At 62.2% G+C, this 23,311-nt stretch carries 19 protein-coding genes and 1 other RNA gene; 12 read left to right on the top strand and 8 right to left on the bottom strand.

All coding sequences use genetic code 11. The features are described 5' to 3' along the window. Positions 1–6 precede the first annotated feature (6 nt). Positions 7–1,461 (bottom strand): glutamate--tRNA ligase, encoded by a 1,455-nt coding sequence (gltX, locus tag K663_RS10710; protein WP_201026625.1) that lies wholly within the window; start codon positions 1,459–1,461, stop codon positions 7–9. A 36-nt stretch (positions 1,462–1,497) separates the two neighbouring features. Between gltX and K663_RS10705 the strand changes: the two genes are divergently transcribed. Further along, positions 1,498–3,642 carry a ComEC/Rec2 family competence protein gene (locus tag K663_RS10705; RefSeq protein ID WP_062117187.1) on the top strand — a complete coding sequence of 715 codons (2,145 nt, stop codon included), beginning with the start codon at positions 1,498–1,500 and terminating at the stop codon, positions 3,640–3,642. Here the strand turns inward: K663_RS10705 and lexA are convergent. Then, positions 3,633–4,304 (bottom strand): transcriptional repressor LexA, encoded by a 672-nt coding sequence (gene lexA / locus K663_RS10700; protein ID WP_062117184.1) that lies wholly within the window; start codon positions 4,302–4,304, stop codon positions 3,633–3,635. The two genes, K663_RS10705 and lexA, sit on opposite strands and share 10 nt — an antisense overlap. A gap of 152 nt (positions 4,305–4,456) precedes the next feature. Here lexA and K663_RS24645 point away from each other — a divergent pair, with 152 nt between their 5' ends. After that, positions 4,457–4,612 carry a hypothetical protein gene (locus K663_RS24645; RefSeq protein ID WP_201026624.1) on the top strand — a complete coding sequence of 52 codons (156 nt, stop codon included), beginning with the start codon at positions 4,457–4,459 and terminating at the stop codon, positions 4,610–4,612. 49 nt (positions 4,613–4,661) lie between these two features. Here the strand turns inward: K663_RS24645 and K663_RS10690 are convergent, their stop codons facing one another. The 5 genes from K663_RS10690 to K663_RS10670 all read right to left on the bottom strand — a co-directional run bounded on the left by K663_RS10690 (position 4,662) and on the right by K663_RS10670 (position 8,785). After that, complete coding sequence (locus K663_RS10690) at positions 4,662–5,846, bottom strand: molybdopterin molybdotransferase MoeA (RefSeq protein ID WP_062117179.1); 1,185 nt, start codon at positions 5,844–5,846, stop codon at positions 4,662–4,664. After that, positions 5,843–6,313 (bottom strand): cyclic pyranopterin monophosphate synthase MoaC, encoded by a 471-nt coding sequence (gene moaC / locus K663_RS10685; RefSeq protein WP_062117176.1) that lies wholly within the window; start codon positions 6,311–6,313, stop codon positions 5,843–5,845. Before moaC ends, K663_RS10690 begins: the two co-directional genes overlap by 4 nt. Next, entirely contained in the window at positions 6,310–7,101 is a 792-nt protein-coding gene (gene trpC, locus K663_RS10680; RefSeq protein ID WP_062117173.1) for an indole-3-glycerol phosphate synthase TrpC, read from the bottom strand. Before trpC ends, moaC begins: the two co-directional genes overlap by 4 nt. Further along, on the bottom strand, positions 7,101–8,090 hold the full coding sequence (gene trpD / locus K663_RS10675; RefSeq protein ID WP_062117171.1) for an anthranilate phosphoribosyltransferase: 990 nt from the start codon (positions 8,088–8,090) through the stop codon (positions 7,101–7,103). The genes trpC and trpD overlap by 1 nt, the downstream gene beginning before the upstream one ends. Positions 8,091–8,194: 104 nt before the next feature. Further along, a complete protein-coding gene (locus tag K663_RS10670; protein ID WP_062117168.1) occupies positions 8,195–8,785 on the bottom strand; it encodes an anthranilate synthase component II in 591 nt (196 codons plus the stop codon). A gap of 156 nt (positions 8,786–8,941) precedes the next feature. Between K663_RS10670 and K663_RS10665 the strand changes: the two genes are divergently transcribed. The 6 genes from K663_RS10665 to K663_RS10640 all read left to right on the top strand — a co-directional run bounded on the left by K663_RS10665 (position 8,942) and on the right by K663_RS10640 (position 16,700). Beyond that, positions 8,942–9,454 (top strand): hemerythrin domain-containing protein, encoded by a 513-nt coding sequence (locus K663_RS10665; protein ID WP_062117165.1) that lies wholly within the window; start codon positions 8,942–8,944, stop codon positions 9,452–9,454. Between the two features lies 1 nt (position 9,455). Next, positions 9,456–9,801, top strand: a transfer-messenger RNA (tmRNA) gene (gene ssrA / locus K663_RS10660). Positions 9,802–10,101: 300 nt separating this feature from the next. After that, entirely contained in the window at positions 10,102–10,485 is a 384-nt protein-coding gene (locus K663_RS10655; RefSeq protein WP_062117162.1) for a hypothetical protein, read from the top strand. A 274-nt stretch (positions 10,486–10,759) separates the two neighbouring features. Then, complete coding sequence (locus K663_RS10650; protein WP_062117159.1) at positions 10,760–12,349, top strand: hypothetical protein; 1,590 nt, start codon at positions 10,760–10,762, stop codon at positions 12,347–12,349. Positions 12,350–12,443: 94 nt separating this feature from the next. Beyond that, the gene (locus K663_RS10645) at positions 12,444–15,122 is read left to right on the top strand and encodes a TonB-dependent receptor domain-containing protein (protein ID WP_062117155.1); all 2,679 of its coding nucleotides are present in this window, start codon (positions 12,444–12,446) and stop codon (positions 15,120–15,122) included. 120 nt (positions 15,123–15,242) lie between these two features. Further along, a complete protein-coding gene (locus K663_RS10640; RefSeq protein WP_062117152.1) occupies positions 15,243–16,700 on the top strand; it encodes a CYTH and CHAD domain-containing protein in 1,458 nt (485 codons plus the stop codon). 3 nt (positions 16,701–16,703) lie between these two features. Here the strand turns inward: K663_RS10640 and K663_RS10635 are convergent, their stop codons facing one another. Next, complete coding sequence (locus K663_RS10635) at positions 16,704–17,351, bottom strand: prolyl hydroxylase family protein (RefSeq protein ID WP_062117149.1); 648 nt, start codon at positions 17,349–17,351, stop codon at positions 16,704–16,706. A 166-nt stretch (positions 17,352–17,517) separates the two neighbouring features. Here K663_RS10635 and K663_RS10630 point away from each other — a divergent pair, with 166 nt between their 5' ends. The 4 genes from K663_RS10630 to gspF are packed head-to-tail and all read left to right on the top strand — an operon-like array spanning position 17,518 to position 23,273. After that, complete coding sequence (locus tag K663_RS10630; protein WP_062117135.1) at positions 17,518–18,342, top strand: type II secretion system protein N; 825 nt, start codon at positions 17,518–17,520, stop codon at positions 18,340–18,342. After that, positions 18,339–20,522 carry a type II secretion system secretin GspD gene (gene gspD, locus K663_RS10625; protein WP_062117132.1) on the top strand — a complete coding sequence of 728 codons (2,184 nt, stop codon included), beginning with the start codon at positions 18,339–18,341 and terminating at the stop codon, positions 20,520–20,522. Before K663_RS10630 ends, gspD begins: the two co-directional genes overlap by 4 nt. Further along, positions 20,519–22,063 carry a type II secretion system ATPase GspE gene (gene gspE / locus K663_RS10620; RefSeq protein WP_062117129.1) on the top strand — a complete coding sequence of 515 codons (1,545 nt, stop codon included), beginning with the start codon at positions 20,519–20,521 and terminating at the stop codon, positions 22,061–22,063. The genes gspD and gspE overlap by 4 nt, the downstream gene beginning before the upstream one ends. After that, complete coding sequence (gene gspF / locus K663_RS10615) at positions 22,056–23,273, top strand: type II secretion system inner membrane protein GspF (protein WP_062117127.1); 1,218 nt, start codon at positions 22,056–22,058, stop codon at positions 23,271–23,273. Before gspE ends, gspF begins: the two co-directional genes overlap by 8 nt. Positions 23,274–23,311: the final 38 nt, after the last annotated feature.

Below are 23,311 nucleotides of genomic sequence, written 5' to 3'. Positions count from 1 at the left end.
CTACCATCAGCTGGCGATGCCGTTTCGGGCATCTGCAAGCCGCTCCAAGCTTTTGTCCTTTCCAAGGAGGAAAAGGACATCAAAAATTCCTGGCGAAACCGTGCGACCGGTCAGCGCCGCGCGAAGCGGCTGGGCGACTTTGCCCAACCCCAGACCGGCATCCTCTGCGACGCGGCGGATCGCATCCTCAATCGCTTCGACGGTCCAGGATTGGACGACATCGAGAGCGTCGGCTGTCTTGCCCAACAGCTCGCGCGCCGAGTCGTCTAGCAGAGCAAGGGCCTTCTCGTCAAAATCCAGCGGGCAATTTTTAAACAGAAACTCCGCGCCTTCGGCAATTTCGTTAAGTGTCTTGGCGCGAGGCTTTAGCGAGGGAATCGCCTGAGTAAGTAGCGCATCGGAGTGGTCCGGCAGGACTATCGACAAGCGCGCGGAAATTCGGGGCAGCACCAGCGCGGCGAGACGGGCGTCGTCAGCTTCGCGCAGATAGAAGGCATTGAGATTTTCCAGCTTTTTGATGTCGAAGCGGGAAGGCGAGCGGCCGACGCCGGAAATGTCGAACAGTTCGACAGCGCGATCGCGGGAGATCGTTTCTTCGTCGCCATATCCCCAGCCTAGGCGCAGCAGATAGTTGAGGACCGCTTCGGGAAGCATGCCCATTTCATCGCGATAGGCATCGACGCCTAGTGCGCCGTGGCGCTTGGACAGCTTTGCGCCGTCCGACCCATGGATCAGCGGGATATGCGCATATACCGGCTCTTCCCAGCCCATGGCCTTGATGATTCCGAGTTGCCGGAAAGCATTGTTTAGATGATCGTCGCCGCGGATCACATGAGTGACGCCCATGTCATGGTCATCGACCACCACGGCGAGCATATAGGTGGGTGTCCCGTCGGAGCGGAGCAGGATCATGTCGTCCAGCTCTGCATTCTGCACTACGACGCGCCCCTGCACCGCGTCCTCGATCACCGTTTCGCCTTCGCGAGGCGCTTTGAGGCGGATGACGAAGGGTGCGCCTGGGGGCGCTTCGGAAGGATCGCGGTCGCGCCAGCGTCCGTCATAGCGCATCGGCTGCTTGGCGGCGCGTTGCTGCTCGCGCAGTTCAGAAAGTTCTTCGGGTGTGGCGTAGCAGCGATAGGCATGCCCGCCCGCCAGCAGTTGATTGGCGACTTCGGCATGACGTTGGGAGCGTTCGAACTGGAACACAGTGGGTTCATCGCCGCCCAGCCCAAGCCATTCGAGACCATCGAAGATTGCGGCAACCGCTTCTTCAGTGGAGCGCGCGCGATCGGTATCTTCGATACGCAACAGAAACTTGCCGCCATGGTGACGAGCGAATAACCAGTTGAACAAAGCGGTGCGTGCGCCGCCGATATGAAGGAAGCCCGTGGGCGATGGCGCAAAACGGGTTACGACTTGCTTGTTCAAACCCGTTGCACTCACAGTCCTATTCCCCGACATCCGCCTTGCTCATTCATGAACGCGACGCCCCCTAGCATGGCTTTTGAGCCACGACAAACCTCCGTCTGCCGGAATATCAGGCGTGCGGGGGAAGGGCTTTTCGCACGGGTGGAGCGGGGACTTGAAGCGGAGCGCGAACAGCTTGGCCTTTGGGTTCCGGTAGCGGTCGGGATTGGCATTGCCGCCTGGCTATCTCTTCCTAACAGACTGGAATGGTTTGCTTTCTGTTGCGGTGCGGTGGCTCTGGCAATCGGCGGATTGGTTTTTCCCATGGGCGCGCGCCTGCGTCAGATGCTGGTGTTGGCGGGCTTGCTGGCCTGTGCAGGCTGCCTGTTGATATGGGGCAAAGCGACCATCTTTGGCGCGCCGCCCCTGCCGAGGGCGGTCTTTCTGGAGGTGACCGGTGAGGTCATGTCCGTCAACGCCGTGCCCGCGCAGCAATTGAGTCGCGTGTCGATCCGTCCGATAGATCCGGCAACTTTGCCCTCTCTGATCAGGGTAAATATCGCCGCAGCCGATATGCCTGCGGGCATTGGGCGCGGCGCCGTCATCCGGTTTCGGACGCGCTTGATGCCGCCCGCGCCAGCCAGCCTGCCAGGCGGCTATGATTTCGCGCGCCGCGCCTATTTCCAGGGAATAGGGGCCACTGGTCGTGCGCTCAAGCCGATCGCCGTGCTGAGGGCGTCGGAAGAAGCGCCGCCACTGCGCAACCGTCTGTTCGCCCACATATTGCAAAAGGTGGACGGCGATGGGGCTGGCATTGCGGCCGCCTTGGCTACCGGAGATCAGGGCGCCATAGCTGAAGAGGATGCAGAGGCGATGCGCCGCAGCGGCCTTGCCCATCTGCTTTCCATCAGCGGCCTGCACGTCACTGCGTTGATCGGGGCCGTCATTTTCCTGCTGATGCGGGTCATGGCGTTGAGTCGTCGCGCGGCGCTCGGCTGGCCGCTGATGCTGATTGCAGCAGCCGGCGGCGCACTGGCGGGTGTCGGCTACACATTGCTGACGGGGGCGGAAGTGCCGACGGTCCGGTCCTGCGTGGCGGCGCTGCTGGTGCTGGGAGGGCTTGCCCTGGGCCGGGAGGCGATCACTTTGCGCCTGATCGCTGCGGGCGCGCTGATCGTGCTGTTCTTGTGGCCGGAGGCGCTTGCCGGGCCGAGCTTCCAGATGAGCTTCGGCGCGGTGATCGCATTGGTTGCGTTGGGCGAACATCCCCGGTTTCGCGCATTTGCGGCGGCGCGGGAGGAGGGGCTGCTGCGCAAGTTCGGGCGATCACTTGCCATCTTGCTGTTTTCCGGGTTCGCGGTGGAACTGGCGCTTGCGCCCATCGCGCTGTTCCATTTTCACAAGGCGGGCATGATGGGCGCATTTGCGAACCTGATCGCCATTCCCCTGACCACTTTCGTCGTCATGCCGCTGGAGGCGCTGGCGCTATTGCTGGACGCCGTCGGTGTGGGCGCTCCGGCCTGGTGGTTGAACGGCCAAGCTCTCGAACTATTGCTGTGGATAGCGCATGCCGTGGCGGCGAGCCCGTGGGCGGTCGTTACTGCGCCGGTGGTGCCCAACGCTGTCTTTGGCATGATTGTGTTGGGTGGGTTATGCTGCCTGTTGTGGCGAGGTCGCTGGCGTTGGATCGGACTGGCGCCGGTCGCGGTCGGGATCGTGATCATCGTGACAACGTCCCCACCGGAGATTCTCGTTACCGCTGATGGCCGCCATGTGGCGGTGCGGAGCGCAGACGGCGGCATGGCGATCCTGCGGGATCGGGCGGGCGATTATGTGCGGGACATGATGGCGGAAAGCGCAGGGTATGAAGGCGCTCTTGCCGCGATGGCGGATTTGCCAGAAGCCAGTTGCTCAAGAGATCTTTGTATGGTCGCCCTTTCGGCAGGCGGCCGGGTTTGGCGGTTGCTGGTGACGCGAACCGGCGACCTGGTGCCGAAATCGACGCTGGCAGGGGACTGCGCCCGAGCGGATATCGTCGTTGCCGATCGTCGCCTGCCGTCATGGTGTCGTCCACGCTGGTTGAAAGCCGACCGGCGGTTGTTGGCGCGGACAGGCGGTCTCGCTATCGATCTGGACGCGGGCAAGGTGCGGGCCGCGAAAGTTGCCGGTGACGCGCACCCCTGGATTGCTCAACCTACAAAACGATGGCGCCGCCGCCGTTCCGATCAGTTGTAGCGGCGCAGCAATCCCGCCAGCTTGCCCTGAATGCGCACTTGCCGCGTGTCATAGATTTGCGGCTCGTAGGCGCTGTTGGCTGGATCGAGCCGAACCTTCTGCCCTTCTCGATGGAAATATTTGAGCGTGGCTTCGCTATCCTCAATCAAGGCCACGACGATCTGTCCTTCGCGCGCGACCTCGGTCTTTTGGATCAGGGCGAAGTCGCCATCCAGAATACCCGCCTCAATCATGGAGTCGCCCGAGACTTCGAGGGCATAATGATCGCCAGCGCCCAGCAGTGCGGCGGGGACGGACAACATATTCTGTCCCTCCATCGCCTCTATCGGAACGCCGGCTGCGATCCTGCCGTGAAGCGGGATTTCAATCACGTCATTCGCGGCGATCGGCGGCCTTGTGACCAACTGCGGTTTTGGCTGGGCAACGACCTTGGGCGCACGATGCATCGCTTCGGGCAGCTTCAGCACCTCCAGCGCTCGCGCGCGATTAGGCAGGCGACGAATAAAGCCGCGTTCCTCCAGTGCGTTGATCAGCCGGTGGATGCCGGACTTGGACCGCAGGTCGAGCGCCTCCTTCATCTCCTCGAAAGATGGTGAAACGCCACCTTCCTCCAGCCTGTTTTGAATGAAGCTGAGCAATTCCTGTTGCTTGGGCGTCAGCATGCCTGCTTGTCCTCCATGGAACGGATGGAGAACACTTAGGAAACGAAAACGGGGAAGTCAAGCAGGCTTACGCCAAGCGTAACGAAAGGAACGGACCTGCCGCCCGGCCGTTTTATCGCCGCCTTCCCAAAGAGGGTGAATAGGAGAGTAACATGCCTAATCAGAACGACAAGGACGGCAGCCAGCGCCGTCAGCAAGGTGGCGATCGTTCGAGCCAGACCGGCCGTCAGCAGCAGCAGGAAAATCGCCAGGGTCAGATGGGCGACGCCCAGAAGAACAAGAGCGATCAAGGCAAGCAACAGCGCTGAACCAGCGTCCGGTTTGCGAACTGGGAGGGGCCGCCATGCGGCCCCTTTTTCATGCGTGAAGTGGAATGACAGTCACCTGGTCGCCAGCCGCCGCTGGAGCAGAGCCTGCGGCGCGCACGATGAGGCTGTCCGCCCGGGCCATGGCGGCGGTCGCAGCGCTGTCCTGCGAAATGACCGCAATTAACCCATCGTTCGTGTGGAAGGCGCGGAGATAATCATCGCGCTCGCCGGTAGCGGGCAGAGACGCGGCCAAAGTCGCGCTGGCGATGCGCGGCAGTGGATCGGCCGCCCCCGCCATGTGCCGGACGAGGGGTAGCAGAAACAGGGTCGCCGTCACGAAGGCGGAGACTGGATTGCCGGGCAGTCCGAGGAAAATGGCGTCGCGCAGCTTCCCCGCCATCAGCGGCTTTCCCGGACGCATGCGGATCTTCCAGAAATCGAGATTACCTCCGGCGGCGGCGAAGGCGGGGCGAACCAGATCATGATCGCCCACCGATGCGCCACCAGTGGAGACGATGATGTCCGCCTGACTGGCCTGCTCCAGAGCCTGGATCATCAGATCGAGATCGTCAGGCACGATGCCGATGTTGAGAATGTCGCAGCCCAAGCTACCCAGCATCGCACCAAGCATGGGCGCGTTTGATGAAGGCAGGCGGCCGGGTGGCGTCGGGGCGCCCGGGGGCACAAGTTCATTGCCGGTGGAGATCAGCGCCACGCGAGGGCGGGCGCCCACCGGTAGGCTGCCGTGACCGCCCAGAACGGCAAGTGCTACCTGCGCCGGGCCCAAAGCAGCGCCTGCGGCCAGAAGCGGCTGGCCCTTTTGAAAGTCGGAGGCTGCTGGCCGGACATTGCGTCCGATCGACAAGGCGGGGCCGCGTGGATGGAGAAGGCCCTCCACAAGGTCGGCATCCTCCTGGATAAGCACGGTGTCGGCGCAAGGCGGCAATGGCGCGCCCGTGAAGATGCGGGCGCTTTCGCCAGGAGCCAGGGGCAGGGGGAGGCCGCCGCCCGCCGAGCTTTCGGCTGTGACGCGCCAGGGGCCGGGCCATTCACCGGCGCGGATGGCGTAGCCGTCCATGGCGGAAAGGTCGGCCCAGGGCTGATCGCGCAGTGCGTGGATATCGCGGGCGAGCCAGCGGCCTGCGCAGGCGGAGACGGGCGCGTCCTGGGCGGCAAGTCGGCCGCCGAGCGCGAGCAGGCGCGTCTGTGCCTCGGCGACCGGGAGCAGGCTCATGCCGCGCGCCAGTCGCCCGACTTGCCCCCCGACTTGGCGAGCAGCCGAACGCCGCCGATGGTCATGCCCTTATCCAGCGCCTTGGCCATGTCGTAAATGGTGAGGAGCGCAACTGATGTGGCGGTGAGTGCCTCCATCTCCACACCCGTCTGTCCGGCGGTTCTGGCGGTCGCGGTTGCGGTGACGCCAGCGGGTTCAAGGTCGAAGTCTATGCTGACGGAGCTAAGCGCGATGGGATGACAAAGGGGAATGAGGTCGGCGGTGCGCTTGGCGGCCATGATCGCCGCGACACGAGCGACCGCGAGGACGTCTCCCTTTTTAACCAGGCCTTGCGCGATGGCGGCGGCGGCTTCTGCACTCATCGCGATATGGCCGGTGGCGATCGCTTCCCGGCTCGTCACTGCCTTGGCCGAGACATCAACCATGCGGGCCGAGCCGTCCTCGTCAAGATGGGTGAGATTGGTCATTTGCCGGTAAGAAGCGCGCGGGTCGCGGCTTCGACATCGGGCTGGCGCATCAGGCTTTCGCCGACCAGGAAACAGCGGACACCATGATCCGACATGGCGACCAGATCGGCATGGCTGCCAAGCCCGCTTTCGGCAACGAAGGTGCAGCCTTCCGGGGCTTGGCCCACCAGTTCGTAAGTGCGGGCGAAATCGACGCTGAAGTCACGCAGGTCGCGATTGTTGACGCCGATGAGGCGCGAGCGCAGCTTGAGTGCGCGCTCAAGTTCGCTGGCGTCATGCACTTCGACAAGGGCGTCCATGCCCAAGCCCAGCGCTGCGTCCTCTATCTCCGCCATCTGGCCGTCGTCCAGGGCGGCAACGATGATGAGGATGGCGTCCGCGCCCAGCGAGCGGCTTTCCAGGACCTGCCACGGATCGACCATGAAATCCTTGCGCAGCACGGGCAGCGGGCAGGCAGAGCGGGCGGCCATCAAATAATCGTCATGCCCCTGAAAATAGGGCTCGTCGGTCAGGACCGACAGGCATGCCGCGCCTGCTGCTGCATAGGCCTGCGCATGGGCAGGCGGGTCGAAATTTTCCCGGATAAGCCCCTTGGACGGGCTCGCCTTCTTGATTTCCGCGATGAGGCCGAAGCCTGAGCGGGCGGCGCTGTCCAGCGCCTGGCGGAAGCCACGCGGCGGCGTCTGTTCAGCGGCGCGCGCGTGAAGGCTGGATACGGTGATCGCCGCCTTGCGGCGCGCTACCTCCTCCCGCTTCGTGTCGCAGATTTCGATGAGCTTGTTGGTCATTAATAGGCAATCCAGCAATTGAGCAGCGCATTGGCAAGCCCGCGATCAATGGTTTCGGCCGCTTCTTCGACGCCTTCGCGAAGGTCGGCAACGGCGTCAGCCACCAGGAGAGCGGCGGCGGCGTTGAGCAGCACCGCATCGCGATAAGGGCCTTCCTCTCCCTGAAGCAGCGCGCGAAGCGCGGCGGCGTTGTGGGCCGGGTCTCCGCCACGGATCGCCTCGACGGGTTGGGTGGGAAGCCCGGCGTCGGCAGATGTGATGCGACGCATGGCGACAAGGCCCTGTGCGGTGACTTCGGCGACGTCATTGCCACCTGCGAGGGACAGCTCGTCCAGCCCTTCATCGCCCGAGACGATCATGGCGCGATCGACGCCCAGGTCGGCGATCGCTTCGGCATAGATCGGCACATAGGCCGGGCGGGCGATACCGACGAGCTGGCGGCGGACCCCTGCTGGATTGGCGAGCGGGCCCATCAGGTTGAAGATGGTCCGCTGGCCCATCGCCTTGCGGATAGGGCCGAAGCGCTTGAGCGCCGGGTGATGTTTTTGCGCGAACAGGAAACAGATGCCGAGATCGGCGAGGGTTTCTTCGGCGGTTTCGGCGGCGCGATCGAGGTTGAGGCCAAGGGCTTCCAGCGTATCCGCTGCCCCAGCCTTGGACGAGGCGGCGCGATTGCCGTGCTTGGCGACCGGAACCCCTGCCGCCGCGACCACTAGAGACACGGCAGTCGAGACGTTGAGCGTATGATGGCCATCGCCCCCGGTGCCGCATACATCAATGGCGCCGGCGGGGGCGGCGATCGGGATCATGCGCGCGCGCATGGCGCGGGCGGCCGCTGCGATCTCGATCGCGCTTTCACCCCGGTGCGCCATGGTGAGAAGGAAGGTGGCGATGTCCGCTTCGGCCAGATCGGCGTCGAACAGCAGATCGAAGGCACGGGCGGCCTCGGTTGCGCTCAGTGGCGTTGCGGGATCGGGCAGGCGGGTCATCGCCTGTGCCTTAATCAATCTGCGCTGCTTGAGTCGAGGGTTTCGACACGCTCAACCCCGCCTGGCGGCGAAAATCTCGATCATGCATCGGCGAAGAACGACAATCAGGCGGCTACCCGCTTTCGCACCGGAATGCCCGCAATACGCATGAAGTTGGCCAGCATCTCATGGCCATATTCGGTCGCGATGCTTTCCGGATGGAACTGAACCGAGTGGATCGGCAGGCTCTGGTGACGGAAGCCCATCACCGAGCCGTCCTCGCTGGTCGCATTGACCACAAGGCTTTGCGGAATGTCCTCGACTATAAGCGAATGATAGCGCGTGGCGGTGAAGGGCGAAGGAATGCCTTCAAACAGGCCCGTGCCGTCGTGGGTGACGGGCGATGTCTTTCCGTGCATCAGGCCGCCACGCACGACCTGACCGCCGAAATGCTGGCCAATCGCCTGATGACCGAGGCACACGCCTAGCAGAGGGGTCCCCGCATCGGCGCAGGCGCCTACGAGGTCCAGACTGACGCCCGCTTCATTAGGTGTGCAGGGACCGGGCGACAGCAAAAAGGCGCTGGCGCCGCTAGACATGGCTTGCCCCGCCGAAATGGCGTCGTTGCGGACTACTTCGACCTCTGCCCCCAGTTCCATCAGATAATGGACGAGGTTCCAGGTGAAGCTGTCGTAATTGTCTATGACGAGGATCATGGGGCAGAGGCTATAGTGCGCCAGATGCGCGCGGCCAACGAGAATCGGCGTAGGCGGCTTTCGTCTTCCCGATGTTGGCCAAGAATGATGTGAGGGCCGGAACCGACAGCGCTGTCAGCCGCTTCATGAGCATATTTGTTCTTGAGGAGGACGGAAATGGCCAAAGCCGAGTTTACAGATGCAATTGCCCTGCTGAAAGCTGACCACCGCAAGGTCGAAGACCTGTTCGAGCAGTTCGAGAAAGCGAAGGCGGCAAGCCGCAAGCAGGACATCGCGCATCAGATATGCACCGAGCTGAAGATCCACACGATGATCGAGGAAGAGATTTTCTATCCTACCTTTCGCGGCAAGATAGAAGATGACACGCTCGACGAAGCCTATGTCGAGCATGACGGGGCGAAAATGCTGGTGAACGACATTGAGGCGGGGTCGCCCGACGATGATTTCTACGATGCCAAGGTCACCGTGCTGTCCGAAGAGATCAAGCATCATGTGAAGGAAGAGGAGCAGCCTTCAGAGGGCATGTTCGCCCAGTGCCGCAAGACGGATGTTGACCTGGTGGAATTGCGTGACCGGATGATGGCCCGCAAGGAGGAACTGATGGCGCAGGCCAAGGCCAGCGGACTGCCAGCCGCCGAGCCACGCACCGTCAATCAGGTGCCTGCCTGACCCGCTTGAAAAAGCCGGCGCATTATCCCATATGCGCTGGTGCCGGGTTCGCCCGGCTATGGTGATAAATCGTATCGTGCAATAGGCGCAGCGGACCCGGGGGCAGTACCCGGCGGCTCCACCACATGTCCCGCATTGCCGGGGCGTCTGACGGGGCCGAACTAGGATCGACGTGTGTTGAAAAGCGATTGCCTTCACCCGGCCTGAGTACGCCGTAAAAAGGTTCGAAACCTACAAGTGCCAACGATAACGAGGCTCTTGCTCTTGCTGCGTAATTGATGGCCTCACGGCCGGACATTACTCAAAAAGAACGCGGTTGAACCCACCGGGCAACAGAAGGGAATTCAGCGGCTTCCGGAGGAGCCGGGCAACAGAATCCTCCGGACCTTTCTGTATCGGCGATCTTCCACTTCCGCTTTCCGGCGGGACAGCGCCGTGCGGTCATTCGAGGCGTCCAGCAGATTCGACTCGGGACCATATCTCCAAGACCGTTCAATTACAGTTTTATGACAGTAAAAAGAATTTATATTAGTACGTTGTTTTTAAAGGGGTAAAAACCTTTTGAGAGGTTGTTCCTGATCTTGTCCTTCTGTCATCATAGTGAAATAATCAGCGCTACATTGGAGAGTTTTTTCGGGAGACACGGGATGGTGAAGGGCGCTGTTGCCATGGGCTTGATACTGGCTTCGATAGCTTCGGTTCCGGCTTTGGCCGCCTCGGACGAAGTTGTTGTGGTGGGGGTTCCGGACGGCGATCTGGCGGCAGCTTCGTTGCTGGCCCGACGTTATGACAAAGCGGCCGACCGCCTGTCTGCTGCCTGGCCTGATGGCGCGAACGATCCGGCGCGCCTCATCAATCTTGGTAACGCATATGCCGGTCTGGGCCGGATGAAGGATGCACGCGAGGCCTATGTCGCTGCCCGCTTCGCGCCGGAGTCGGCGCTGGTGCTCGCCAATGGTACGGAAGCATCTTCGCGGGAAGTCGCCCGCCGTGCGCTTGGTCGACTTGAGGCGAGTTATGCGATGCGCTGAGGCGCGCCTGCTCAATTGCAGCGGAAAAGGGGTGTCGTTCGAGAGAGCGGCGCCCTTTTTCTGCCATTGTGAAAATCACATGTGTCACTGAATCGGCATAAAAGTCTCGAAATTGTCATTTTCGAGTCACGCGTTCGTCATCGAAACAAAATGTCCCTGTCATCTGCCACCCCTAGCTGCGGCCATCGAGGGCGACAGGGGGCGTTGTCCGATTCGTGATTCCCCTTCGCTCCGCATCCTAACACAAGCCGGCAGTAGCCGGAGCGGAGACGACATGGCCAAGATGAACCGTATCACTACCATCCTCATGGCGGGCTGCGCCAGTGCGGCGCTGAGCGCTTGCGGTGCAGATGACATAGCTTCGCCCGGCGAGGGAACGATCGTTCTGCCCGCGCCGACGCCTAGCCCGAGCCCGACGCCTACTCCGACGCCTACTCCGGGTCAGGTGACGGCGGCTGCTGACTGCCCGACCATTCCGGGCGCCGTTCAGCTGACCAACCGGGGCACGATTTCCGACAATAATGGCAACAGCTGGCGCAACTGCGGGTTCCCCGCGCGCTTCACCGAAACCACGACGATCCCGAAGGTCGCCGGCGTGATCTATTCGCTGCCGGGCCGTGTGGATGTCGGCACCGACCAGGGCGCCGCCAGCACCAACACCGAAGTCACGTTGAACGTCGATCCTGGCGTCGTGGTCTTTGCGTCAACGGGCAATGCCTATCTGGCCGTCAATCGCGGCAACCGGATCAATGCAGTCGGCACCGCATCGCAGCCGATCATCTTCACCAGCGAATCCAACGTTCTTGGCACTGCCGATGACCAGACGTCGCAGCAGTGGGGCGGCGTCGTACTTCTCGGTCGTGCACGCATAACCGACTGCCTCGCTCCCGGCGCAGCGCCCGGCACCGCGGCGTGCGAACGCGACACGGAAGGCAGCAACGGCGCGCTTTATGGTGGTGCGAACGATGCCGATAATTCCGGCCGCATGTCCTACGTTCAAATTCGCTATTCGGGCTTTGCCCTGGCTGGCGGCAGCGAACTTCAGGGCCTGACCCCCTCGGGTGTTGGTTCCGGCACGCAGCTGGACCACATCCAGGTTCACAACAGCTCGGACGACGGCATCGAAGCGTTTGGCGGCAACGTCCACTTCAAACATCTGGTCCTGACCGGCAACGAAGACGATAACTTCGACTCCGACGTTGGCTATCGCGGCACCGTTCAATATGTCATCAGCGCCCAGCGCGCGAACAATGACATTGGTGACGGCTTCCTCGAAACCGACTCAAATGGCGGAGCCGAGGCCAACAACAGCGAAGACGCGCTGCCCCGCCAGTATCTGAAGATGGCGAACTTCACCTACATCCATCGTTCGACCACCGGCAGCAATGGCACGGCTATGTTGCTGCGCGGCGGTGCGGACCTGACGCTGGTGAACGGCCTGATCGTGGCTCCGACCAACAGCTGCCTGCGCATCGACAGCACGACCACGGTACGTGACGCCGACACTGCGCTGCAGGATGCTGGTAAGCCGCGCTACATCTCCGTGGCGATGCAGTGCAACAGCACGCCTTACAAGGGCAACCGTGGTGTCGACGCAGCAACGGTCCAGTCGATCTTCGAAGCCGGTCCGAACAGCACCATCAGCTACACCCCGTCGCTGACGAGCCTGTTCATCAATGGCGCGACGGAAACCGCGCTGACGGCGATCGATCCCAAGACGATCGACAGTGCATTCGACACCACCAACTATGTCGGCGCGGTAAAGGACAGCAACGACACCTGGTATGCCGGATGGACCTGTAACTCGGTGACCGCCAGCTTCGGCAGCGCCAGCGGCAACTGCACGGCCATTCCGACGACCTGATCGGCGGCCTGACCTCAACAGGGGCGGGGGAGCGGCAGATGCGCTTCCCCGCCTTCTTTGCACCTTCCAAATTTCCCAAGGGGGACTTTTAGCCATGTCGAAGCCGCTTAGCCTGGCGCGCATGCTCCTGATTACATCCGCGTTGTCCGCCCCGGCGGCGATGGCCCAAACTTCACCCGACAGCGCGCCGACATCCGGCGTGCCGAGTGCTTCGGAAGAGGCCGACGCGCAGACCGGCAATGTCGATGTGTCGATCCCCGGATCGGACATCATCGTCACGGGCCGCCGCACCAGCAATGTGTCGCAGGCTGCCCCGCAGGTGGTAAACGTCCTTTCCGCCGCAGATATCAAGCGCACTGGCGAAGGCGACATCGCCGGCTCGCTGCAGCGCGTGACTGGTCTGTCGGTTGCCTCGGGCGGCTTCGTCTATGTCCGTGGCCTTGGCGACCGCTATTCGCTGGCGCTGCTGAACGGTTCGCCTCTGCCAAGCCCTGAGCCGCTCAAGCGTGTGGTGCCCCTGGATATTTTCCCGACCAGCGTGATCGCATCGACGTTGGTGCAAAAGAGCTTCTCGCCCAACTTCCCCGGTGAATTCGGCGGTGGCGTCATCAACCTGACGACCAAGGCGATCCCGGTCGAAAGCTATCTTGAAATCGGACTGGGCAGTTCGGCCAATACCGAAACGTCAGGGCAGCTTGGCTACACACATTATGGCGCAAAGTCGGACTGGACCGGCTTTGATGACGGCACGCGTGATGTGCCGCCGCTGCTGCAACAGGCTTTCAACAGCGGAGTGCCGTTTTCCGACATGGATCGCGCCGACTTGCGTGGCATCGCCATGCAGTTCCAGAACAGCGATACGTCGGTCGTGCAGCGCACCAACAGCCTGCCCTTCAACTTTTCCGCTTCGCTGAATGGCGGCACCGCATTTGACATAGGCAGCGATGGGCGTCTGGGTATCCTGACGACAGCGTCCTACAATAATAAATGGCGCACGCGCGACACGTTGCAGCAGGCTTCGTTGGATGTGGCGAATGGTGCTGGCCGGAACAACCAGCAGATCAGCACCGAGAATGAGGTCACGGTCAACGGCCTGTTGGGCGTCGGCCTGGAATTGGGCGACCAGAAGCTGCGCTGGACCAACATCTATATCCGCGACACTCTGAAGCGCAGCGCGCTGGCGATCGGCCAGAATGACGGGCTGATCCAGGGCGCGGACTATATGACGCAGCAGACCGCATGGTATGAGCGCCAGCTGATCGATACGCAGTTTGCGGGCGAGTTCAAGCTCGGTGACCTGAGCCTGGATGTGCGGGGCAGCTACGCCAATTCGCAGCGAGAGGCGCCCTATGAGCGGGAATTCGTCTATGTCCGCACCAATGTCGATACGGCCGTCGATCCGGTTGGCGACCGCTTCGTCAACGCGCTCAATCGTCAGCGTGGCGATGCTTCGGTCACCTTCAGCGACCTGAATGAAGATCTGTGGTCTGCGGGATTGGATCTCAGCTACAAATTCTCGCCTGATCTGTCGGCGACCATTGGCTATGCGTTCAGTGACACGAAGCGCACATCTTCGCGCTATGAGCTGCATTTCGATGCCGTCAACCTGCCCCTGGCGGTGCAACAGTTGCGTCCAGACTATCTGCTGTCTGATGCCTCGATCCAGTTGTATGACATCGGCCTGCTGGAATTTTCCGGCAATTATCCGGTCTACGACGCCGCGCTGCGGACCCATGCGGGCTATGCGCAGGTGAAGGCGTCGGTGTTGCCCGGCCTGTCCTTCGACGCAGGTGTGCGTTTTGAAAAGGGTCGCCAGTCGGTGACGGGTCTTGATGTGTATGACACCGGCGTCACGCCATTCAACCAGATCCGCAAAGAATATTGGCTGCCTGCCGCTACGATCACGCTGGAAGCCGCAAAGGGTCTGCAGTTCCGCCTGAGCGGTTCCAAGACGATTGCGCGGCCGCAGTTCCGGGAGTTGATTGCGCAGCCGTTCCTCGATCCTGAATCGAACCGCTTCTATCGCGGTAACCCTTTCCTGCAGGACAGCGAATTGTGGAACGCCGACCTGCGTGCGGAATGGTATATGGGACGTGACGAGCGGCTGACGGCGGCGGCCTTCTACAAGAAGATCAAGAACCCGATCGAAACCTATACGACGATCACGGACACCTACACGGTGACGACCAGCTTCGCCAATGCTCCGGAAGCTACGCTGTACGGGTTTGAAGTTGAGACGCAGAAATATCTGCCCCTCCACGGCTGGTCGGACAGCGATTTCTTCCAGAGCCGCCGGATCGTGCTGATCGGCAACTACACCTATACTCAGTCGGAGTTGAAGGTCGGGGCCGGCGATACGACCATCCCCTACAGCTACACGACCGGACCGTTGCCAGCCGCGTCGGACTTCTTCCAGGATGGCGTGCCGTTGACCGGACAGTCGGACCATCTGGTCAATTTCCAGATCGGTTTGGAGGATACGGACAAGCTGTCGCAGCAGACGCTACTGTTGACCTACGCCAGTCCGCGCGTCACCAGCCGTGGTCCCAACCTGCAGCCGGATATCAAGGAAAAGCCGGGCGTCACGCTGGACTTCGTCGCGCGGCAAGGGGTGACTTTGCCGGGCGGCGTCAACAGCGAGTTCAAGTTCGAGGTCCGCAACATCATGGGCCGCAAGTTCCAGGAGTTCCAGGAACTGGACGGGAACAAGGTGTTCTATAACCGGTACAAGATCGGTACGACCATCGCGGCTTCTCTGACTGTCGCATTCTGATCGGCTTGTTCGTCGATGAGAGGGCCGGCTCGCATCAAGCGGGTCGGCCCTTTCGCATGCTGATTCGCTCGCTTGACCGGGATATGCTAGGTGACCGCTTAAAAGGCGGAGACGGCCAAGGTGAAGCAGGAAGTCGAGCTGAAGTTGGAGTTGCCGCAAGGGGCGGTGGACGCCTTTGAGCGCTCGGCGGTGTTGCCCTCGCAGGGGGACAGGGCAATGCTGGAGGCGGTCTATTTCGACACGCCCGATAAGCAGCTTCAGGCGCTGGGCTATACGCTGCGCATACGCCGCTCGGGGGATGAGCGCATCCAGACCGTGAAGGCCGATCAAGGCGATAGCGGCGGTGGATTGTTTGCGCGGGCGGAATGGGAAATGCCGGTCGCACAGGATGAGCCGGTACTCGATACGCGCACGCCCATCGCGGCGGCGCTCGGCGAAGCGGCAGATGCAATAGCGCCTGCGTTTCATGTCGATGTCGAGCGACGGACCTGGCTGATCAGCGAGGGTCGGGCGAAGACTGAATTGGTGTTCGATCAGGGGATGGTGCGCGCAGGCGACCGACAAGCCCCGATCTGCGAGATCGAACTGGAGCGCAAGGCTGGCGAACCTGCCGCGCTGTTCGCGTTGGCGCGGCGCATCGAAGCGATGGTGCCGGTGCGCTTGGGCGTGGCCGCGAAATCCGAGCGGGGCTATCGGCTGCTGGAGGCCGCGCCCGCTTGTTTCAAAGCCCAAAGAGTGTCGTTGAAGGTCGGAGGCCGTGCAGTTGACGCGTTTCAGACTATCGCCCGGGCATGCGTACGGCATTATCGGCTGAACGAAGATCTGCTGCTCGACCATTATGATCCGCAGGCGCTGCATCAGGCACGGGTCGCGGTGCGGCGGCTGCGATCGGCGCTGACGCTGTTCAAGCCAATGCTTGTCGAGGCGGATGTTACCCGTTTTCAGGATGAGTTGCGCTGGTTGGCGCGGCTGTTGGGCGACGCGCGCGATCTGGACGTACTGATACAGAGGACCAAAGCGGGGCAGCTTCATGACAAGATCGATGAGGTGCGCGGACCGGTTCATGCCCGCGTAGTCGAGGCACTCGATTCCCGGCGTGTGCGCGGCATGATGATCGACTTTGTGGAATGGCTGGCCCTTGGTGCTGGAAAAGCGGATGCGAAGATGCGGCAAATGCGCGATGAACCCGCAGAACAGTTTGCGGCGCACCGTTTGCAGCATTTTCATCGCTGGGTGGTGAAGCATGGGCGGCGGATGACGACGCTGGATGACCAGCGGCGTCATGAAGTCCGGAAGAAGGCAAAGAAGCTGCGTTACGCGTCGGAATTTTTCGCGGAGCTATTCGCCGGGACTAAGAAGGAGCGGCGGCGATATGTCCGCTACATCGAGGTTCTGGAAGAGTTGCAGGACGAATTGGGCGCGCTGAACGATCTGGTGACCATGCCCAGCCTGCTGGCCCGATATGGGCTGACCGACGATGTGGCAGGGGCCAAGGGTGGCGTCGGCAAGAAGAAACGCGTCGCCGCCGCCGCTGACGCTCATAAGGAATTGGCGGACGCCAAGCGCTTCTGGCGCTGACGATCAGGCCCAAGGCCGTTCGCGATACCATTTGGTGATGATGTGCTTGACGCCGCTTCGCACTTTCATGCCGTGATGCAGGCTGGCGCCATTATATTTCCCCGGCTCCAGGCGGTTGTTCCAGACGAGTAGCTTGCCGGTTTCGGGCTGGACCGTCTTGCCGATCTTGACGAAACGCGTTGCTCCCCCCGCTGCGGGCTGGTTCAGATAGACCATCAGCGTCCAGGTGCGGTTGCCCGCGACCGAACAATAACGCTCGAAATCCAGACCGCGCGGCTCGAAATAGTCAGTGTGCGGCTTGAATTCCTGTCCCACGATATAGCGCTGGCCCTGAATCGGTTCGCCATAGGCGGGGTCAATACCTGCAAAGGCCGCGAGCTTTTCGTCGATCGCGGCGATGAATGGATCGGCGCGGTCGAGGTCGCAGGTCTCGCTGGTACGAAAGCTGGTATCGCCATTGGCATCGGCAATGGTGGAGGGTCGGCGGATGGCCTCAATCCGGTCGATCAGGCCCGCGCATTCTTCTGGCGTCAGGAAATCGCGCTGGATGAAGAGCGTTAGCTCACGGCTCGGCACGCGCTGGACATGGGAATGTGCTGCGATCCATGCAGGGTCGGCGTCAGCGTATCTGGGGACAGGTTGGTGGGACATGGCGAGCCATCAGGTGAAGAGCAGCCCTCTAGCTATCGTTGAACGCTTGAAATGCAAGCGTCGTCGCTTGCGAATTGCCGTTGTCACAGATAGGTCACATGTTTGTCATCCAGTAGTAAAAACAGTTTCCTAGCAGGCGCCGGTATCAAGGGGGATCACCAGCTTCATGCGCGTGCCGTTTCGCGACAATATTCAGAGCTTTGGCAGCCGGCTGGCGCCGATCAAATGGCCGCGCGTCATCGAAAAGCTGCTGCTCGGCGTTCTCGTCTTGCAATGCGCGCGACTGGTATGGGCGGTGCTGACGCCGGTCGGCAGCTTTGGGCCGTGGGAAGGCAGGCAGGCGCAGTTTCCCAGCGTGGCCGCGCGGCAGACATTATTTTCCAGCTTCGATCCATTTTATCGGGCCGGGCCGCAACAGGCGGCGGGAGGCGGTGTCGTCACCTCGTTGGCGCTGACCGTTTACGGCATCCGGCTGAATGAGGGGTCGGGGCTGGGATCTGCAATCGTCGCGGGGCCGGATGGCGTGCAGAACAGTTTTGCGGTGGGCGAGGAGATATTGCCGGGCGTCGTGCTGAAGGCGGTTGCGTTCGATCATATCACCATCGATCGCGGTGGCGCCGAGGAACAAGTATTCCTCGATCAGTCACAGCCCGCGTCGGATGCGCCCACGCCGGGAGAAGGCGCGCAGCCTGCTCCGGTAGCCGGCATCGACAACCCGACGGCCGATGGGTTGAAGCGTGACATCGGCTTTGCGCCACGCATGCAAAATGGCCGTGTCACCGGCCTCATCCTGACGGGACGGGGGTCGACGTTCCAGAATGCCGGATTCCAGCCCGGCGATATCGTCACCCAGGTCGATGGCCAGCCGGTGGGTTCCCCCAGCGATCTTCAGGCGTTGCAGGGCAAGATTGTCCCTGGAGCGCGGATTTCCCTTACCGTTGAGCGTGGCGCGAGCCCTTCGACGATCAACCTAACCCTGCAGGGCCAATGACCAGAAAATTGCTTCTTTCCGCCTCCCTGGCCCTCGTCCTGGCGGCGCCAATCGCTTCGCCGGTGCTGGCGCAGCAGACGCTGAATGTACGGGACGCTGACATCCGCGCGTTTATTCAGGATGCCGCGCGGGTGACCGGGCGGACCTTCATCATCGACAATCGCGTACAAGGGAAAGTGTCGGTCGTGACCGACCGGCCGCTGTCGCGATCCGAATATTTCGAGATTTTTCTGTCCACCCTGCGTGCGAACGGCCTGGTGGCCGTGCCAGCGCCGGGTGGAGCCTATCGCATCCAGCCTGCCGATGGGGCGGCTGGGCAGCCCAGCGTGGTAGGGCGTGGTTCCAACCGCAATCAGTTCGTGACAGAGGTGTTCCGCCTGCGCTCTATCGATGCGGCGAGCGCACTGGAAACATTGCGGCCGCTGGTGAGCAAGGATGGATCGGTGACGGCCAACCGCGCCGGTAACAGCGTCGTGGTGGCCGATTATGCGGATAATATCGGCCGCATTCGGCAGGTGTTGGCGCGGATAGATCGCGACACGGCGGCGACGCAGACGGTGACGTTGCGCAATGCGGGCGCGCGTGAGATCGCGACTTCGCTTCAGGCGTTGGTGCAGAGCGGCGGCGAGGGTGCTCAGCGGGCTGCGACGATCGTGCCGATCGACAGCAGCAATTCCGTCGCCATCCGGGGCGATTCAGGAACGGTCGCCCGTTTGGCGCAGATGGCGCGCGATCTGGACCGGCAGGCGGCGAGCGGAACCGAGATTAGAGTCTACTGGCTGGAACACGCCGACGCTGAAAAGCTGTTGCCGGTGTTGCAGCAACTGATCGGGCAATCGATCGGTTCGGGGGTGACGGCTTCGGTTCCTGCGGCGGCGGGAAATGGAGCGCCGCCGCCCGCGGCGGCTTCTGCGGCGATGCCGTCCAGCGGGTCTTCCGGAAATGGGATTTCGACGCGCGGCCCGGCGATCGTGACGCGCTATGAAGGCGCCAACGCCATCATCGTCGCGGCGAACAGCGATGTGCAGCGCATGCTGGGCGAGACGATCCGCCAGCTCGACACGCGGCGCGAGCAGGTGCTGGTGGAAGCGATCATCGTCGAAATCAGCGATGCCGCCGCCAAGAAACTGGGCGTTCAGTTCCTGATCGGCAGCACCAAGACGGGCTTTGCCGCTACCAATTATTCCAATGCGTCGCCCAATCTGCTGACGATTGCCGGAGCCGTCGCGGCTCGCGAGCTTGGAGACAGCACGACAGTCACGGTGGAAAGCAACGGGACGACAACGACGACATCCTCGCGCAACAGCAGCGATCTGGAATCGACGTTGCAGGAAGCCGCTTTCAACAGCCTGACCAGCGCCACCGGTATGATCGGCGGTCTTGGGACGCAAATTGGTCAGAATGGCATTTTCGGAGCGATCATTAATGCGGTGAAGTCCGATACCGACAGCAATATCCTGTCCACGCCTTCTGTCATGACGCTGGACAATCAGAAGGCGTCGATCCTGGTGGGCCAGCAAGTGCCCATCACCACTGGCGAGGCGCTGAGCCAGAATTTCGATAACCAGTTCCGCACCGTCCAGCGGCAGGATGTCGGCGTCAAGCTGGAGGTGAAGCCGCAGATCAATACCGGCGGCGCGATCAAGCTGTTCCTTAAGCAGGAGGTGTCGAGCGTCGCGGGGCCAGTTTCCAACAGCAGCAGCGACCTCATCATCAACAAGCGTGAGATCGAGACGACGGTGACGGTCGATGATGGCGAGATATTGGCATTGGGCGGCCTGCTTGACGACAATGAACGCAAGACGATCGAGAGGATCCCGCTGCTGTCCGACATTCCGGGGCTGGGCGAGTTGTTCAAGTCGCGCAGCAAGAGCCGGACCAAGACCAACCTCATGATCTTCATCCGGCCGACCATATTGCGGTCCAAGGAGGACGCGCAGCGCCTGACGCAGCAGCGTTACGGCTATGTCCGCGACATGCAGTTGCGGCGCAATCCCGATGTCGAACCGAGCATCGACGAACTGGTGCGCGACTATATGGGCGCGACGCCGCCGGCAGCCGCGACGCAGCCGAGCGATGCGGTGGTGCAGCCACCGGCAGAAGTGATCGAGCCGACCGCTCGCCGGTCGAGCAGCGTGATACGGCCGGTGGATGTTTCCCCCAGTGGATCAAAGCGATGAGCGACGACGTCGATGATGCTGGCCAAGTCGCGCCTCATTTCGCGCATCGCGTGGTGGACATTCCCTACATCTTCGCGCGCAAGAATGGGGTCGTCATGTTGCCAGTCGAAGGCGAACGGTTGACGATAGCCGTACGCGAAGGCAGCGACCCGCGCATATTACTGGAAGTACGACGACATCTGGCCCGCAGTTTCGACGTCCGTTTTGTCGATGGCGCGCAGTTCGACAAGCATCTGTCCGATCATTATGCGATGGAAGGCAGCGCAGCTGCGATGGCGGGCTCGCTAGAGGTTGGCGCAGATGAGCTGGATATTCTGGCCGCCGACATCCCCACGGCTGACGACCTGCTCGACAGCGCGGACGACGCGCCCGCCATCCGGCTGATCAACGGCATCATTGCAGAAGCTGCGCGGCAGGGCGTTTCGGACATTCACATCGAACCTTATGAAACCGGACTGATCGTGCGGATGCGGATTGACGGCGTACTGCGTGAAACATTGCGCATGCCGCCACATGTCGCGCCGGTGGTGGTAAGCCGCATCAAGGTGATGGCGCGCCTCGACATTGCCGAGCGGCGGGTGCCGCAGGATGGGCGCATCGGCCTGACGCTGGGAGGCAAGCTGCTTGACGTGCGCGTATCGACGCTGCCCAGCCGGGCGGGCGAGCGCGTGGTGCTGCGTATCCTGGACAAGGAAAATGCGGGCATGAACCTCGATCTCCTCGGCATGGCGGGGGCCGCGGACCGGATTTTTCGTGAAGGATTGCAAGAGCCGAACGGGATTATTCTGGTCACGGGGCCGACGGGATCTGGTAAGACTACTACGCTCTACGCTGGTTTGCGGCAGTTGAATGACGGCACCCGCAACATCCTGACGGTCGAGGACCCGGTCGAATATGCGATCGAAGGGGTGGGACAGACGCAGGTCAACGCCAAGGTCGGGCTGACCTTTGCGGCCGGACTGCGCGCCATTTTGCGGCAAGATCCCGATGTGGTGATGATCGGCGAAATCCGCGACCGGGAAACGGCTGAGATCGCCGTGCAGGCGTCGCTGACAGGGCACCTGGTGCTGTCCACCGTGCATACAAATGACGCGGTTGGCGCGATCACGCGGATGCGCGACATGCGGGTGGAGCCGTTTCTTCTGGCATCGACGCTGCGGGCGGTGATTGCGCAGCGGCTTGTGCGGCGGCTGTGCCAGCATTGCCGTGAGCCGGTGCAGGCGGACAAGTCGGCCAGCGCCTTGCTTGGTTTCGATCCCGGAACGATCATCTACCGGGCGCGGGGATGCGAGGCATGTAGCGGGACTGGCTACAAGGGCCGGATCGGCGTGTTCGAGGCGATCCGCGTGGATGATACGATCCGCCGCCTCATTAACGACGGCGGCGATGAATCGCTGATCGCGCGCCACGCTTTCCTGAATGCGCCGAATTTGGGGTCGGCGGCCCGCGCGCTGGTGCGCGACGGCCAGACCACGGCCGAGGAAGCGATCCGAGTGTCGCGGCGCGACGCGGCGGAGGCGGAAACCATCGCTGATGGCTGAGTTCGACTATATCGCCATCGACCCAGCCGGGAAGGAGCGTTCGGGCAAGGTCAAGGCCGATACGATGGACGATGCGCGCGCCAGGCTGGATGCGCGCAAGCTGTTCATCGTGCGGATCGAGCCGGGTGCCGTGGAAAAGGCTGCGCGGAGAGCCGGGCTTTCGCTGCGCGCGCCCCGGCTGTCGGCCAAGGAACTGACGCTGTTCACCCGCCAGCTATCGACGCTGATCCAGGTCAGCCCGCTCGAAGAATCGCTGCGCACAATCGGGCGGCAGAGCGAGCAGGCGCATGTGCGGGCCATCGTGAGCAAGGTCCATTCCGGCGTGCTGGAAGGGCGGCGGCTGGCCGATGCGTTGGGCGCCGAGCCCAAGAGTTTCCCCCCGCTGTATCGGGCGATGGTGTCGGCGGGCGAAAGCTCAGGCAGCCTGCCCACGATCATGGAGCGGCTGTCGGACCTGATGGAACGGCAGGCGGTGATCCGGTCGAAGGTACTGACCGCCATTGCTTATCCCACTGTGCTCGCGGTCTTTGCGGTGTGCGTGGTTGCGGCGTTGATGATCTTTGTCGTGCCCAAGGTGGTCGAGCAGTTCGACACAGTGGGGCAGGACCTGCCGCTGCTGACGCGCATGGTGATGGGGCTTTCCGCCTTTCTGGCTGGCTATTGGTGGCTGCTGCTGATCCTGATGGGGATCGGCGCATTCGCTTTCTGGCAAGCGTTGAAGGTGGGGGCGTTTCGTTACCGGTTCGATGCGCTGCTTCTGCGATTGCCGCTTCTGGGACGACTGATCCGCGATCTGCATGCGGCGCGAATGGCGCGGACCCTGTCGACCATGGTGGCGAGCCGATTGCCGTTGATGGAGGGGCTGACGCTGACGACGCAGACGGTGCATAATCGCGTCTTGCGACGGGCATCGGAGGACATTGTCGAGGCTATACGGGGTGGCGGCAGCCTGTCGGCGGCGTTGCGCCGGGCGGGCGTCTTCCCGCCGCTGCTGGTCTATCTGGCGGCGAGCGGGGAGAGTGCAGGACGGCTCGACACGATGCTGGAGCGAGCGGCGGACTATCTGGAGCGGGAGTTTGACAGCTTCACTTCGGCCGCGCTTGCCATGCTGGAGCCAGTCATCATCATATTGATGGGCGGCATTGTCGCCGTCATCATCCTGTCTATCCTGCTCCCCATCCTGCAATTGCAGAGCCTTACCGGGGCCTGAAGGAGTGAATATGTTTGATTGTGATCCGGCTTCCGTTC

Source organism: Sphingobium sp. MI1205 (assembly GCF_001563285.1).
Classification (GTDB): Bacteria; Pseudomonadota; Alphaproteobacteria; order Sphingomonadales; family Sphingomonadaceae; genus Sphingobium.
The sequence above is the reverse complement of the archived record's forward strand: the minus strand, read 5'-3'. Positions and strand labels throughout refer to the sequence as shown.